Below are 13,761 nucleotides of genomic sequence, written 5' to 3' on the forward strand. Positions count from 1 at the left end.
ATAATTAAACAACATGGATAAAATTAAAACTGAAAATACTGAAACTGAAATATTAATAGCAGCAAAAGAAATCTTTCAGCAAAAAGGAATGGCAGGTGCAAGAATGCAAGAAATAGCAGATAAAGCAAAAATTAATAAAGCATTATTGCATTATTATTATAGAAGTAAACAATTATTATTTGAAGCTGTTTTCAAAAGTGCTTTTTCACTTTTAGCACCACAATTAAATAAAGTGTTAAATGATGATAGTGACTTATTTGAAAAAATACGAAAGTTCACTGAAAATTATGTTTCGTTTGTAATCAAACATCCCTATTTGCCAAATTTTGTAATACAAGAATTAAATAAAAACCCAGAATTTGTTCAAAAACTTCGCTCTGAAAAAAATTTTCCTTCCATTGAAAAATTTAAACTTCAAGTAAGTGATGCTATAAATCAAGGAATTATCAAACCAATCGAAGCCGAACAGCTATTTATCAATATTATCTCTTTAAATATTTTTCCTTTTATCGGAGAACCGCTATTAATGGCACTTGTTAATATGGATAAAGAAAGCTATAATAAAATACTAGAAAATAGAAAAACGGAAGTGGCTGAGTTTATCATTAATTCAATAAAAATATAAATTATGAAAACTAAGTTAATCATACTGATAGTATTGTCTATATCAATATATGCTAATGCACAACAGACTTTAACCTTGGAAGATTGTTACTCATTAGCTACAAAAAATTATCCTTTATCAAAACAAACAGGATTAATACAACAAAAATCAAGTTATGAAATTGAAGCATTAAGCAAAGGAAAATTACCAAAAATCGATGTAAATGCACAAGCAACTTATCAATCTGAAGTAATAGGATTACCTACTTCACTACCTGGAGTTCAATCTTTAAATAAAGATCAATATAGAGCAACTTTAGATGTAAATCAATTAGTATACAATGGTGGAATAATTGATGCAAATACTAAATTAAAAGAAGCACAAACCAAAACACAACAGCAACTAATTGAAGTTAGCTTATATCAAATAAAAACTCGAATTAATCAATATTTCTTTTCTGTTTTGTTACTTCAAGAAAAAAAGGCACTACTATCTTCAAAAAAAGAGTTATTAACTTCCAAAGTTAAGGAAGTGAAATCAGGAGTCAAATTTGGAGCAATTCTTCCATCATCAGAACAGGTTTTAGAAGCAGAAATTATTAAAATAAACCAGCAGTTAACCGAAATTAAATTTGAAAACATCAAATTATTAAATAACCTTTCAGAATTAACTTTTTCAGATATTGATACCGAAACAACTTTAATACAACCAGTATCATATCCAAATAGCACTAATACAACAAGACCTGAAATTGCTTTTTATGATTTACAAAATCAGCAATTAGAGTTCTCGAAAAGTGTACTATCTAAATCAAATCTTCCAAAAATAAATGCTTTTGGTCAAGCGGGTTATGGTAATCCCGGATTAAACATGTTAGACAATTCTTTTCAAACATTTTATGTTGTCGGCCTAAAAGCGAATTGGAATATTTTTGATTGGGGCAAAACCAAAACAGATAAAAAAGCATTGGATATATCTAAAGAAATAGTGACATCTGAGAAAGAAACATTTGAATTAAATAACAAAATACAATTAGAAGAGCAAGATTTTGAAATTAAAAAATTAGAACAACTGTTGCTTTCTGATACCGAAATAATTCAAATACGTGAAAAAGTTATTAAATCCTCAGATGCTCAATTAAAAAATGGTGTGATAACATCGTCTGAATATCTTATAGAATTAACCAATTTATTTGAAGCAAAAAACACTTTAAAGATGCATGAAGTTCAATTAGCAGCAGCTAAATCAAATTACGAAATAATTAAAGGAAAATAAAATAGTACCCGAAAAATTTAAAAAAATGAAAAAAATAAGCATAATAATTTTAGCAACGATAGGGTTAATTTCTTGTAACAAAAATAACGACAAAGCTGACGGTTATGGGAATTTTGAAGCAACTGAAATAACTATTTCTTCAGAAGCTAACGGTAAAATAGAGTTTTTAAAAGTCGAAGAAGGAGATGAATTAAAATCTCAATTACAAGTAGGATTAGTTGATACATTACAATTACATTTTGCGAAACAACAATTAATTGCCTCTAAAAGCACCGTGTCGTCAAAATCCGCAAATATAATATCACAAAAAAGCGTCTTAAATGAACAATTAAAAACAGCTAAATTAGAGAAAAACCGAATCCGTAATATGTATGCTGAAAATGCTGCAACTAAACGACAAGTAGATGAAATTGAAGGAAAGGTAAAAGTTATCGAAGAGCAAATAAAAAGTGTCGGAACTCAAAACGCACCTATTTTAAATGACTTAAAATCGATAGATGTACAAATTGCTAAAATCAATGACCAAATAGCAAAAAGTAAAATTATTAATCCTATTAATGGAACTGTTTTGACTAAGTATGCAGAACCAGGCGAAATAACAGCATTTGGAAAACCACTATACAAGATAGCTGATATTTCTGAAATGACTTTGCGAATCTATGTAAGCGAAACACAGTTGTCAAAAATAAAAGTTGGACAAAATGTATCGGTAAAAATTGATGCTGAAAAAGATATGAAATCATATCAAGGAACCATTTCATGGATTGCATCTTCAGCAGAGTTTACTCCTAAAATTATTCAAACAAAAGAAGAACGAGTAAATCTTGTTTATGCCGTAAAGGTAAAAGTAAAAAATGACGGTAGTCTAAAAATCGGAATGCCAGCAGAAATGTGGATTAAAGATGGAGATTAAATAATTAATAATTATGAAAAAAAAGCTTCATTATCTAATCGCATTTCTGTTAGCTGCATTTGGTTTACTTACCTTGTTTTTGAGTGCTTCAGTAATTTTTGACTTATTTGGAATTAGAGCCAAAGAAGGAAATTATGTTTTGTTCATAGTTTGGGCAAATTTCATCAGTAGCATAATCTATTTAGTAGCAAGTTATGGCTTTGTTAAAAACAAAAATTGGACATCAACTATTTTAGGAATTTCGGCACTAATTCTTATAAATGCATTTATTTGCTTTATTATTTATATCTACACAGACGGAGTGCATGAAACCAAAACAATTGGTGCAATGATTTTTAGAATTGTTGTAACCATAATCTTTGTTGCATTTGCTTATTTCACTATCAATAAGAAAAACCAAATTAATATTAATTAAAAAATTATAGAACATGTTAAAAATAAAAATTGCCCTTTTAGCTACATTTAGTTTACTTCTTTTCTCTTGTAATACGAAATCGAAAGAAGAAAAAGCTACTAAAATTAAAACTGAAGAACACCAACATTCTGAAAGCGAAACAATTCAATTAAACAATGGTGAAAAATGGAAGGTAGATGATAATATGATGCTACACATTCGTAATATGGAAAAAGACATAATACATTTTGACCAAGAAAAAAGCACAAATTATTCATTGTTAGCCGATAAATTAAAGACAAATATTGATTTACTAACATCAAATTGTACCATGAAAGGACAAGCTCATGACGAACTTCACAAATGGTTAGTTCCATATATAGAGTTAGTCGATTCGTTTTCTAAAGAAAAATCAGCAAATCAGTTTACAGAAATTCAAAATTCGTTCCTAACATTTAATCAATATTTCAAATGATTTTAAAAAACTTACATACCGAAAATAAACCAGTTCAAACACAATTATTATTTGAACCAAAAGACGCTAAAGTAATTTCATTGCAAATAGCAAAAGGTGAAACACTTAAAGAGCACGTTTCAAAAATACCTGCATTGTTAGTTTGCATTTCAGGAAATGCTGTTTTTACTGATGATAAAGGAACAGTCGTTAATCTCAATTCAGGCAATTATGTAATGATTGAAGAAAATGTAAAACACGCTGTAAAAGCAATCGATGAAAGTAATTTCTTATTGATGAAATAATGAGTATTGCAGTAAACAACATATCAAAATCTTACAAAAAGTTAAAAGCAGTCGAAAACATTACTTTTAATGTAAATGACGGAGAATTATTTGGTTTAATTGGACCTGATGGCGCAGGAAAAACAACTATTTTCAGAATACTTACTACGCTTTTAGTTGCCAATGAAGGAAGTGCTGAAGTAGCAGGTTTTGACGTAGTCAAACAACTCAAAGAAATCAGAAACTCTGTTGGCTATATGCCAGGAAAATTCTCGCTATATCAAGATTTAACTGTTGAAGAAAATCTACATTTTTTTGCCACTATTTTCGGAACCACAATTGAGGAAAATTATGATTTAATTAAAGACATATACATTCAAATTGAACCATTCAAAGACAGAAGAGCAGGTGCTCTTTCGGGCGGAATGAAACAAAAATTAGCATTATGTTGTGCGTTAATTCATGCTCCAAAAGTATTATTTCTTGACGAACCAACTACAGGAGTTGATCCCGTTTCTCGAAAAGAATTTTGGATAATGCTAAAAAGATTACAACAAAAAGGCATTACAATATTAGTTTCAACACCCTATATGGATGAAGCTTCTCTTTGCGATAGAATTGCATTAATTCAAAAAGGCAAAATTTTAAAAATAGAAACACCTGAAAATATCATTAACAACTACGAAAAAGTAATTTATGATGTACAAGCAAAAAACACACACGGATTGATTCACGATTTAAAAAATTATCCAAATCAATACAGTGTTTATGCTTTTGGTGAGTTTGTACATTACATAGATAAAAATGCAACTTTCAATCCAAACGATTTACAAACCTATTTGAAAAATAAAAATCATACGGATATAATTATTAAACCTGCTACAATAACCATTGAAGATGTTTTCATGGACTTATAAACAAAAAAATGGAAAGAGAAAAAATAATATCTGTAAAAAATTTAACAAAAGAGTTTGGTCATTTTACTGCTGTAAAAGGCATTTCATTTGATGTTTATAAAGGAGAAATTTTTGGTTTTTTAGGAGCCAATGGAGCAGGGAAAACAACAGCTATGAAAATGTTGATTGGAATTTCAAATCCTACTTCAGGTGAAGCCAATGTTGCAGGTTTTGATGTTCACTCACAAGCCGATATGGTAAAAAAAAGTATTGGTTATATGAGCCAAAAATTCTCAATGTATGATGATTTAACTATTAAAGAAAACATTACTTTTTTTGGTGGAATTTATGGATTATCAAGAATACAAATCAAACAAAAAATAGTCCAATTAGTCGAAGAATTAAAGCTTCAAGATGTGGTCAATAATTTAGTGGGATCGTTACCATTGGGTTGGAAACAAAAATTGTCGTTTTCAGTTGCATTACTGCACGAGCCAAAAATTGTTTTTCTCGATGAGCCAACAGGAGGCGTTGACCCAATAACCCGAAGACAATTTTGGGAAATGATTTATACACAAGCTTATAAAGGTACTACCATTTTTGTAACCACACATTACATGGATGAAGCAGAATATTGTGACCGTGTTTCTATTATGGTTGACGGCTCTATTGAAGCTTTAGACACCCCAAAAAATTTAAAACAACAATTCAAAGTAGATTCTATGAATGATGTTTTTTTAAAATTAGCAAGGAATATAGAATAATAAATCACTACAACACTTGAAACTTAAACTAGAAACAAAAAACAAATGAAAAGATTTATCGGATTTGTAAAAAAAGAATTCTACCATATTTTCAGAGATAAACGTTCTTTGTTTATTCTGTTTGGTATGCCGATTGCCCAAATTTTATTGTTTGGTTTTGCCATAACAAATGAAATTAACAATGTTGACATTGCCATTTTAGACCAATCAAATGATATAGAAACACAAAAAATTATCTATAAAATAAAAGCATCACCCTATTTTAATGTTGAAAACCAAATTGAAAAAGAAAGCGACATAGAATCAGAATTTAAAAAAGGAAAAATCAAGGCAGTTCTTATTTTCGAACCAAATTTTAGTAAAAATCTCGAAACCAAAAAAGTAGCAGTAGTTCAAGCAATTACCGATGCGACCGAACCTAATGTTGCCAACACAATTGCAAATTATACCTCAGCAATTATACAAAATTATCAATCGCAAAAAAAACAATCCAATAGTAATCCGGTAAAGGTTGAAGTACAATCGAGAATGTTTTATAATCCTGAACTCAAAAGTGTTTTTAATTTTGTTCCAGGTGTAATGACTGTTATTCTAATGCTTGTTTCAGCTATGATGACCTCTATTTCTATCACACGAGAAAAAGAATTAGGCACTATGGAAATTCTTTTAGTTTCTCCATTAAAACCATTTCAAGTAATTATTGGAAAAGTATTTCCTTATATTTTTCTTTCAATTATCAATGCAATAGTAATATTAACATTAGGCTATTTTGTGTTCAAAATGCCTATAAATGGAAGCATCTTTTTGTTAGCTTTTGAAAGTATATTATTTATCATTTCTGCTCTTTCATTGGGGATATTAATTTCTACCGTTTCTAATTCTCAACAAACCGCAATGATGTTATCATTAATGGGTTTGATGCTACCAGTAATTATTCTATCAGGATTTATATTTCCTATAAATAGTATGCCTTTACCCATGCAAATAATCAGTAACATCATACCTGCAAAATGGTTCATTATTATTGTAAAAGCCATTATGCTCAAGGGAGTCGGAATTCAATATATATGGAAAGAAACCCTTATATTAATTGGAATGACCGTGTTTTTTATAACATTAAGTATCAAAAAATATAAAATTAGATTAGAATAATTTTTAGGAGCTATTTCCTGCTTTCCGCTCCAATCTTTTCTATTTTAAAAAGAAAAGGATTTCTACTGCAATCAGGGCTAAAAATCAAACAATGAAAACAATATTATTCATCATACAAAAAGAATTCAAGCAAATTTTTAGAGATAAAAGTATGCTCCAACTGATATTTATTTTGCCCATTTTACAATTATTAATTTTGTCAAATGCAGCCACATTCGATGTTAAAAACATCGCAATAACTTTTGTTGACAATGACCAAAGTCGGGAATCAAGAGATTTAATAAATTCGTTTAAATCCTCAACCTATTTTAAAGTTACAGAACCCTATTTTTCTGAAAAAGAAGCTATCCAAGAAATGCAAAAAGGAAAAACCGACATTATTGTAAATATTCCAATTCACTTCGATCGTGACCTTCAAAAAGACCAAAAAACAACTATTTCAGTAAGTATTAATGCTATAGATGCTGCAACAGCAGGTGTTGAAAATGTATATGTAACACAAATCATAAATACATACAATCAAAATATTCAAATGCAGTCCAACTATTTTTCAGGAAACAAAGAAATACCTCAAAATATTATGGTTATACCGTCTTTTTGGTACAACAAAACCTTGAACTACAAAACCTTTATGGTTCCAGGTATATTGGTTTTATTGGTTACCATGCTTACTTTATTTCTGTCATCAATGAATATAGTTAGAGAAAAAGAGTTAGGTACATTGGAGCAAATTAATGTAACACCAATAAAAAAATATCAGTTTATAGTTGGAAAATTATTTCCATTTTGGGTGCTTGGCTTAGTGATTTTGACTGTTGGTTTAGTAATATCCAAAGTTGTTTTTAATGTCCCTATGTTAGGTAATATTTTCCTTGTTTATGGTTTCACATCAGTGTATTTGCTATTAATTTTAGGATTCGGACTATACATATCTAATCATACCGAAACCCAACAACAAGCAATGTTTATTGCGTGGTTTTTTATGGTGATTTTCATATTAATGAGTGGTTTATTTACACCTATCGAAAGTATGCCAAAATGGGCACAGAACTTAACATTGTTAAATCCTATTCGATACTTTGTAGAGTTCATAAGAATGGTTCTACTAAAAGGATCCGGATTTTTTGAAGTATTGCCAAACCTATTAATTGTTACCGGATTTGCAGTATTTGTAAACGGCATGGCGGTTTGGAGTTATAAAAAATCAAATTAGAAGTTTAAGTTTTTAAAAGGTATTAAAAATGAATGGTAATAAATTAGTTACGAATGAATCTTTATTCTTTCGAGGTCCGCTATCGAGATTTAAAGAGCTAATGTTCACATTTAGGGTTCAAATTAATTTTATAAGAGCATTTAGAAAATTACATTTCCTTGGTCCATGTGTAACTATTTTTGGTTCGGCTCGGTTTACACCAGAATCAGAACATTATAAAAATGCTGAAAAAATTGGTGCAGAAATTTCTAAATTAGGTTTTACAATAATGACAGGTGGCGGACCAGGAATAATGGAAGCCGCAAATAAAGGAGCATTTGAAAATGATGGTTATTCTGTTGGTTGCAATATTGTATTGCCAAGAGAACAAAAACCAAATCCATATTTACATAAATGGATAGATATTCCTTATTTTTTTGTTCGTAAAGTTGTTTTGATAAAATATTCGTATGCCTTTGTAGTGATGCCAGGTGGAGTTGGTACTTTAGATGAATTATTTGAAGCACTTACATTGATACAAACTAAAGTAATTAAAAACTTTCCGATAATTATTTTTGATTCAGATTATCATAAAGAACTTTGTCATCATATTAAAATTATGCTTGAAAATGAAAGCATCAGTCCAGAAGATATGAAGCTCCTTTTTGTAACTGATTCTATTCCTGATTTAATTACACATCTTGAAACGCATGCAATCAAAAAATTTGGGTTAGTAAATAAACAATATAAACCAAAATGGTGGTTTTTAGAAAATTAAAACAATTCTTGTCTATGTCTTTTTTAATTAATACTAAAATGTAGAAAAATATTATTTTCTTTCTTGTAAAATATCTGAAAATATAGACGAATTAGCAATAAAATATGAAAAAGAATATAGTATTAGTTTTTATTATTGTAATAACGACCATAACTTCAGCTCAAACTAAAGTAGATACAACAGCAATTCTATCTTTAGATAAAATAGCACAAGTTAACCAAGGAGAAAGTTATGTTACATTTCCCTTTGATATTGGTAATTTAGAACCCTTACTATTTGAAGCAAATGTTAGTCCTAATTTTAAAATTCGAGAACGTAAAGATTCAAGATTAATGGCAGTACTTACCTCTCAAATCATTATAAGAATGTTTGATGAATATTCATATCCTGTAAAAACACCCAGTTATATTCCTCAAATAGCATTTTATTTTCTAACAGGACATAAAGAATCAGCCAATAAATTAACACTTTTTGGTAAAATTGCACATCATTCGAATGGTCAAAACGGAAATTTCTATACCGAAAATGGAGATGTCAATTTACAATCCGGAAATTTTGCAACAAATTATATAGAAATTGGATTTTTAAAATCATCTTACAGTAACCAACTCAATGCCTTCAAATTTATTAAAAGCTCTATTGAAATTCATCCAAAAAAATGGATGTTAGAAGAACTTCAAGGTCAATATAGTGGACTTCGATGGCACAATACCTTTTTAGCCTACAAGCTTCCTATGAAAAGTAATCTAATAAAAAACAAAGAGCAAAGAGCAAACTTTTCTGTAAAAGCTGAAACTACTTTGATGCTTGATAATATGAATAATTGGGATACTTTTAATATAGACCGACTTAATACAAGTTTAATTGTTTATTATCATCCAAAATTTTTAGAAGATATTGGATTCTATGTTCAATTCTATCATGGTATGGATTATTATAATATTTATTTTCAACACCAAGTCAATACAATCCGTTTTGGTATTATGACAGAGGCTTTACGTTTTTAAAATATTTTAGAATTGAATTTAAAAATAAACACATTACTTTCAGACTTAAATGAACAGCTGAATTTTATAGATATAGAATTTGATGATACAATTAATCGATGCGAAAAAGCAATTGAAATTATTATAGTTTCAATTCAAAAACTTAAAATTTTGTTTCTCAAAGAAAAATTTAAAAATCAAGAACAAGAAATAGATTTTTTCAAAAATATAAAACCAAAGTTTACTTCAAAACTAATATATTACAATGTAATTTTCAAAATTGAAACCAAAAAACCACATGGTGGCGAACGTATTTTAAAAAAATATCTAAACAATGAATTAGATAAGTTAAAACGTTACTTCGATAACAATTTAGATTTTTACAGATATTATCGCACAGGAAGTAATTACTTAGATATCAAATATTTCACGAGAGGAAAATTTGATATTAAGATGGCATTAGATAGTTTTTATTTCGAAGCAGACCACACATTTTCAACATCTCATGATTTTAAAGTGGCAAAAATTTTGGCGCATGATTTAATCCAAGTTTATCTTGAAGACAAGTTATTAATTATGGAAAATAGAGATCCAAAAGAAAAGTCACAAGTCAATTCCAAGGTCAAGCAAAATTGGACAGGTTCTAAGGTCGCGTTAATAGAACTTTTATATGCTTTGCATACCGAAGGTGTGTTCAATAATGGTGCATCAGATTTGAAAGATATTGCAGAATATTTCGAAAATGTGTTCAATATCGATTTAGGTCAGTATCATAGAGCTTTCCTTGAAATTAGAATGCGAAAATCCGACCAAACAAAGTTCCTCAATACACTAAAAGAAAAATTAGTAAAACGAATGGAAAACACAGACGACTTGCATTAATACTAATAAATACAATACTTTACATAAAAATCTATCACAACTTGTGATTGACTTGTGAAATAAAACTATTCAAATACTACAATTTTGTACCATAACAATCTAAAATATACGTTATGGCAATCGAAGTAATTACTCGCGAAGACTTAAACGAATTCAGAAGTCTTCTTTTGAACGATTTAAAAGAAATCATTCTATCCAAACCACAACAAACAAAACAGTGGCTCAAATCCAATGAAGTCCGCAAACTGTTAAACATCTCACCAGGTACTTTACAAAATCTCCGTATCAATGGAACACTAACCTATACCAAAATAGGCGGCATAATGTATTATGACAATTCAGATATTGATAAGTTATTAAATGGAAATAAAGTAAACGCTTTACCTTCTCTATTCAAGTAAAGTCATTGCGAGGAACGAAGCAATCTTTTCTAATCACTTTTCACTAATTACTAATCACTAGTAAATGAACTACATAAAACACCTAACAGGTTTCTTTGAAAAAGTAGCCATTGATAAAACGTTGAACCCTACACACGTTAGTCTATACATAGCCCTATTCCAATTTTGGAACTGCAATCGTTTCAAAAACCCCATCAGTATAAATCGCGATGAGGTGATGCGTATAAGCAAGATTAGTTCCAAGGCAACCTATCATAAATGTCTGAAGAACTTGCATAGTTTGGGTTACATTAATTACGAACCATCCTACAATCCATTTAAAGGCAGTCATGTCATTTTATTCAACTTTTCAGAAGATTTAAAACCGCTACCAAAATCCGAAAGAAAACCAAAAAATGAACCACTTATTGAACTTGTTTCTGAACAAGCTTTGAACAAGTCTTGTACTAGTAGTGAAACAGGTACTGAACAAGCAGTAGTACCTTCTATAAACTATATAAACAATACAAACATTTTAAACGATAAAAACGTTTCAAACTTGGAAAAGCTCACAAAAAATTTTGAAGAAATAAATAATTATTCAGATAAAATTGTCATCCCGAGCGCAGTCGAGGGAACTCTAAAAGAAGAAAAAAGTTCCGCGAAAAAAGAAGAAAAGTTACATCCATTAATCGAAGAAGTTAAAACCTATTTCCAAGAAAATAACTTTCCGGAACAAGAAGCTCAAAAATTCTACAATTACTTCAAAAGTGTCGGTTGGTTAGTCGGAGGTAAAACACCAATGGTCGATTGGCAAGCAGCAGCACAAAATTGGATGATTAACGCACCAAAATTTATTTCAAATGCAGAACAGCCCAACAGAGCAAAACAACTCAACACCACAACCGATAAAAACTATGCAGAACCATTATAGTTCTTTTGTCATGCTGAACTTGTTTCAGCATCTCATCCTTTGCGTCCCGAAAACTTTCGGGATTGCGTCAACCTTTGTGACCTTTGCGGTTAAAGAAAAATCCGTGTAAATCCGTTTAATCTGTGTCATCCGTGTTCCAAAACCTTCGCTTTAGCGAACAAAAAGTAACCCAATGAATGAAAATATAAAATCACATTACAGCTACACCGAAGTAATCAGTTGGCTCGAAGCAAAAGATTTGATAGTAAGAGGAGGACTGCCAGTGGCAGTCAGGTATTAAAATTATAAGTTATGAATACGACATTAAGTTATTTAGAAATCATTGCTTGGTTAGAAAAAAAAGGAATTGAGTTGTATGGTAAGAAATTCAAAATCTTAGAAACAGACCATGAAATAATATACAAACTAATTGCATACTTTTTGAAGGATGAACAAGCTTGTTATCAATTCAATATCGATTTAGAAAAAGGCATCTTATTAACCGGACCAATCGGCTGCGGAAAAACATCATTGATGAACTTAATGAAATACCTAACAGCAACAGAACATAAATTTTTCGTAAAACCCTGTAGAGACATAAGCTTCGAATTCATCCAGGACGGTTACCAAATAATTCACAAATACAGCATAGGTAAACTCTACCAATCAGAACCAAGAACCTATTGCTTTGACGATTTAGGAACAGAAAACAACCTAAAATACTTCGGCAACGAATGCAATGTAATGGCAGAAATTCTATTAAGCCGATATGATCTATTCATTTCAAAAAAACTCCTAACCCACATAACCACAAACCTATCAGCCACAGAAATAGAAACCCATTACGGCAACAGAGTTCGCTCCAGATTACGTGAGATGGTAAATCTAATTGCCTATGATAAATCAACACCTGACAAGAGATAATAAAGCTTCGCGAACTTTGTGCCTTCTTTGTGCCCTTTGCGGTTAAAAAAATAAAATTCGTATAAATCCGCGTTCCAACAACTTGAAACCTGAAACCTGAAACAAATGAACACAATATTAAACTTCTGGAACTACTTCCAACAAAACAACTTCGTTTTCCTACTCCTAAACGAAATCTCAAAAGACGAACTAAAAATCCATTTCGAAAAACTAATCGAGATACTTCATCAATACAACAAAGACCTAGACCTCATCATCAAGAACAAAACAAACGGTGCAGAATTAATCATCACCGCAAACGGAAACCCTTACCTTTTCAAAGAAGTAGAATTACTAGTCCATCATGCACCAGTTGTTGAACGTTGGAAAATAACAGCATTCCTTCAACCAGAAACCAACCTAACCAAATACGAAAACGGCACCGACAAACCACTAGAATATTACGGCATCACTTTACGAATAAGCGAAATGTATTTCATCCCATTAGAAAACCCAAACAAACCAACCGATTTAGGAATAAAAGTGCTACTCAAAAACTACATAGTCCACAAAGACAACCCAAGACTTCGCGAAGCGGTTTACATTCATATCGAACATCTAATTGGTGAAAAAGCATTTGCCAATGATATTTCATTTATTGAGATTGGACAATGGGAAGGAGACAATGAAAACCAAATCGAATTGTATAATCTAAAATCCTATATCGACATTGAAATAGATAATTAAGTTTCGGCAATAAATCTCATTTACTGCCAAAACTTAACTAATATTTTGTTCACAAAACATTACACAATCTGTAGTAAATCGCAAATGAAATTATGTATTATTTGTCCCAATTATTTACCAAATTTGGGACAAATAGAAACACTAAAACAAATAATTTTAATTAATACTTTTTCAATAATACTTGTATATTAAATGGTTTTTTTGTATGAAATAAGAGAAATGTTAACTATTTTTGGCAATAATT

The 13,761-nt window shown here is 30.0% G+C and carries 17 protein-coding genes; all 17 read left to right on the forward strand.

Annotated features, from left to right (window positions below):
- The first annotated feature begins 13 nt into the window (after positions 1–13).
- The 17 genes from AC23L6_RS10220 to AC23L6_RS10300 all read left to right on the forward strand — a co-directional run bounded on the left by AC23L6_RS10220 (position 14) and on the right by AC23L6_RS10300 (position 13,517).
- Complete coding sequence (locus AC23L6_RS10220; protein WP_171221812.1) at positions 14–625, forward strand: TetR/AcrR family transcriptional regulator; 612 nt, start codon at positions 14–16, stop codon at positions 623–625.
- A gap of 3 nt (positions 626–628) precedes the next feature.
- Positions 629–1,879, forward strand: a complete 1,251-nt coding sequence (locus AC23L6_RS10225; protein WP_487562084.1) for a TolC family protein — start codon at positions 629–631, stop codon at positions 1,877–1,879.
- Between the two features lie 25 nt (positions 1,880–1,904).
- Positions 1,905–2,792 carry an HlyD family secretion protein gene (locus tag AC23L6_RS10230; protein WP_166237498.1) on the forward strand — a complete coding sequence of 296 codons (888 nt, stop codon included), beginning with the start codon at positions 1,905–1,907 and terminating at the stop codon, positions 2,790–2,792.
- Positions 2,793–2,805: 13 nt separating this feature from the next.
- Positions 2,806–3,207 (forward strand): hypothetical protein, encoded by a 402-nt coding sequence (locus AC23L6_RS10235; protein ID WP_166237499.1) that lies wholly within the window; start codon positions 2,806–2,808, stop codon positions 3,205–3,207.
- A 13-nt stretch (positions 3,208–3,220) separates the two neighbouring features.
- A complete protein-coding gene (locus AC23L6_RS10240; protein ID WP_487562085.1) occupies positions 3,221–3,661 on the forward strand; it encodes a hypothetical protein in 441 nt (146 codons plus the stop codon).
- Positions 3,658–3,945: a cupin domain-containing protein gene (locus AC23L6_RS10245; RefSeq protein ID WP_264542333.1), complete on the forward strand. Its 288-nt coding sequence runs from the start codon at positions 3,658–3,660 to the stop codon at positions 3,943–3,945. The genes AC23L6_RS10240 and AC23L6_RS10245 overlap by 4 nt, the downstream gene beginning before the upstream one ends.
- Positions 3,945–4,841 carry an ABC transporter ATP-binding protein gene (locus AC23L6_RS10250; RefSeq protein WP_487562086.1) on the forward strand — a complete coding sequence of 299 codons (897 nt, stop codon included), beginning with the start codon at positions 3,945–3,947 and terminating at the stop codon, positions 4,839–4,841. The genes AC23L6_RS10245 and AC23L6_RS10250 overlap by 1 nt, the downstream gene beginning before the upstream one ends.
- 8 nt (positions 4,842–4,849) lie before the next feature.
- Positions 4,850–5,584 (forward strand): ABC transporter ATP-binding protein, encoded by a 735-nt coding sequence (locus AC23L6_RS10255; RefSeq protein ID WP_487562087.1) that lies wholly within the window; start codon positions 4,850–4,852, stop codon positions 5,582–5,584.
- A 45-nt stretch (positions 5,585–5,629) separates the two neighbouring features.
- Complete coding sequence (locus AC23L6_RS10260) at positions 5,630–6,736, forward strand: ABC transporter permease (protein WP_171221817.1); 1,107 nt, start codon at positions 5,630–5,632, stop codon at positions 6,734–6,736.
- Positions 6,737–6,827: 91 nt separating this feature from the next.
- Entirely contained in the window at positions 6,828–7,949 is a 1,122-nt protein-coding gene (locus tag AC23L6_RS10265; protein WP_487562088.1) for an ABC transporter permease, read from the forward strand.
- A 28-nt stretch (positions 7,950–7,977) separates the two neighbouring features.
- Positions 7,978–8,706 carry an LOG family protein gene (locus tag AC23L6_RS10270; protein WP_227141576.1) on the forward strand — a complete coding sequence of 243 codons (729 nt, stop codon included), beginning with the start codon at positions 7,978–7,980 and terminating at the stop codon, positions 8,704–8,706.
- A 104-nt stretch (positions 8,707–8,810) separates the two neighbouring features.
- Entirely contained in the window at positions 8,811–9,713 is a 903-nt protein-coding gene (locus tag AC23L6_RS10275; RefSeq protein WP_487562089.1) for a hypothetical protein, read from the forward strand.
- 12 nt (positions 9,714–9,725) lie between these two features.
- Entirely contained in the window at positions 9,726–10,574 is an 849-nt protein-coding gene (locus AC23L6_RS10280) for an RteC domain-containing protein (protein ID WP_169522445.1), read from the forward strand.
- Positions 10,575–10,687: 113 nt separating this feature from the next.
- Positions 10,688–10,975 carry a helix-turn-helix domain-containing protein gene (locus AC23L6_RS10285; protein ID WP_487562090.1) on the forward strand — a complete coding sequence of 96 codons (288 nt, stop codon included), beginning with the start codon at positions 10,688–10,690 and terminating at the stop codon, positions 10,973–10,975.
- Positions 10,976–11,039: 64 nt separating this feature from the next.
- Positions 11,040–11,888: a transcriptional regulator gene (locus tag AC23L6_RS10290; RefSeq protein WP_487562091.1), complete on the forward strand. Its 849-nt coding sequence runs from the start codon at positions 11,040–11,042 to the stop codon at positions 11,886–11,888.
- A gap of 291 nt (positions 11,889–12,179) precedes the next feature.
- Entirely contained in the window at positions 12,180–12,791 is a 612-nt protein-coding gene (locus tag AC23L6_RS10295) for an ATPase (RefSeq protein WP_487562092.1), read from the forward strand.
- 105 nt (positions 12,792–12,896) lie between these two features.
- Entirely contained in the window at positions 12,897–13,517 is a 621-nt protein-coding gene (locus AC23L6_RS10300; protein WP_487562093.1) for a hypothetical protein, read from the forward strand.
- The last annotated feature ends 244 nt before the right edge of the window (positions 13,518–13,761 follow it).

The organism is Flavobacterium sp. R1_16 (assembly GCF_057652095.1).

Coding starts and splice junctions, on each gene's coding strand:
- AC23L6_RS10220 (WP_171221812.1), top strand. CDS start 14: ATGGATAAAATTAAAACTGAAAATACTGAAACTGAAATATTAATAGCA.
- AC23L6_RS10225 (WP_487562084.1), top strand. CDS start 629: ATGAAAACTAAGTTAATCATACTGATAGTATTGTCTATATCAATATAT.
- AC23L6_RS10230 (WP_166237498.1), top strand. CDS start 1,905: ATGAAAAAAATAAGCATAATAATTTTAGCAACGATAGGGTTAATTTCT.
- AC23L6_RS10235 (WP_166237499.1), top strand. CDS start 2,806: ATGAAAAAAAAGCTTCATTATCTAATCGCATTTCTGTTAGCTGCATTT.
- AC23L6_RS10240 (WP_487562085.1), top strand. CDS start 3,221: ATGTTAAAAATAAAAATTGCCCTTTTAGCTACATTTAGTTTACTTCTT.
- AC23L6_RS10245 (WP_264542333.1), top strand. CDS start 3,658: ATGATTTTAAAAAACTTACATACCGAAAATAAACCAGTTCAAACACAA.
- AC23L6_RS10250 (WP_487562086.1), top strand. CDS start 3,945: ATGAGTATTGCAGTAAACAACATATCAAAATCTTACAAAAAGTTAAAA.
- AC23L6_RS10255 (WP_487562087.1), top strand. CDS start 4,850: ATGGAAAGAGAAAAAATAATATCTGTAAAAAATTTAACAAAAGAGTTT.
- AC23L6_RS10260 (WP_171221817.1), top strand. CDS start 5,630: ATGAAAAGATTTATCGGATTTGTAAAAAAAGAATTCTACCATATTTTC.
- AC23L6_RS10265 (WP_487562088.1), top strand. CDS start 6,828: ATGAAAACAATATTATTCATCATACAAAAAGAATTCAAGCAAATTTTT.
- AC23L6_RS10270 (WP_227141576.1), top strand. CDS start 7,978: ATGAATGGTAATAAATTAGTTACGAATGAATCTTTATTCTTTCGAGGT.
- AC23L6_RS10275 (WP_487562089.1), top strand. CDS start 8,811: ATGAAAAAGAATATAGTATTAGTTTTTATTATTGTAATAACGACCATA.
- AC23L6_RS10285 (WP_487562090.1), top strand. CDS start 10,688: ATGGCAATCGAAGTAATTACTCGCGAAGACTTAAACGAATTCAGAAGT.
- AC23L6_RS10290 (WP_487562091.1), top strand. CDS start 11,040: ATGAACTACATAAAACACCTAACAGGTTTCTTTGAAAAAGTAGCCATT.
- AC23L6_RS10295 (WP_487562092.1), top strand. CDS start 12,180: ATGAATACGACATTAAGTTATTTAGAAATCATTGCTTGGTTAGAAAAA.
- AC23L6_RS10300 (WP_487562093.1), top strand. CDS start 12,897: ATGAACACAATATTAAACTTCTGGAACTACTTCCAACAAAACAACTTC.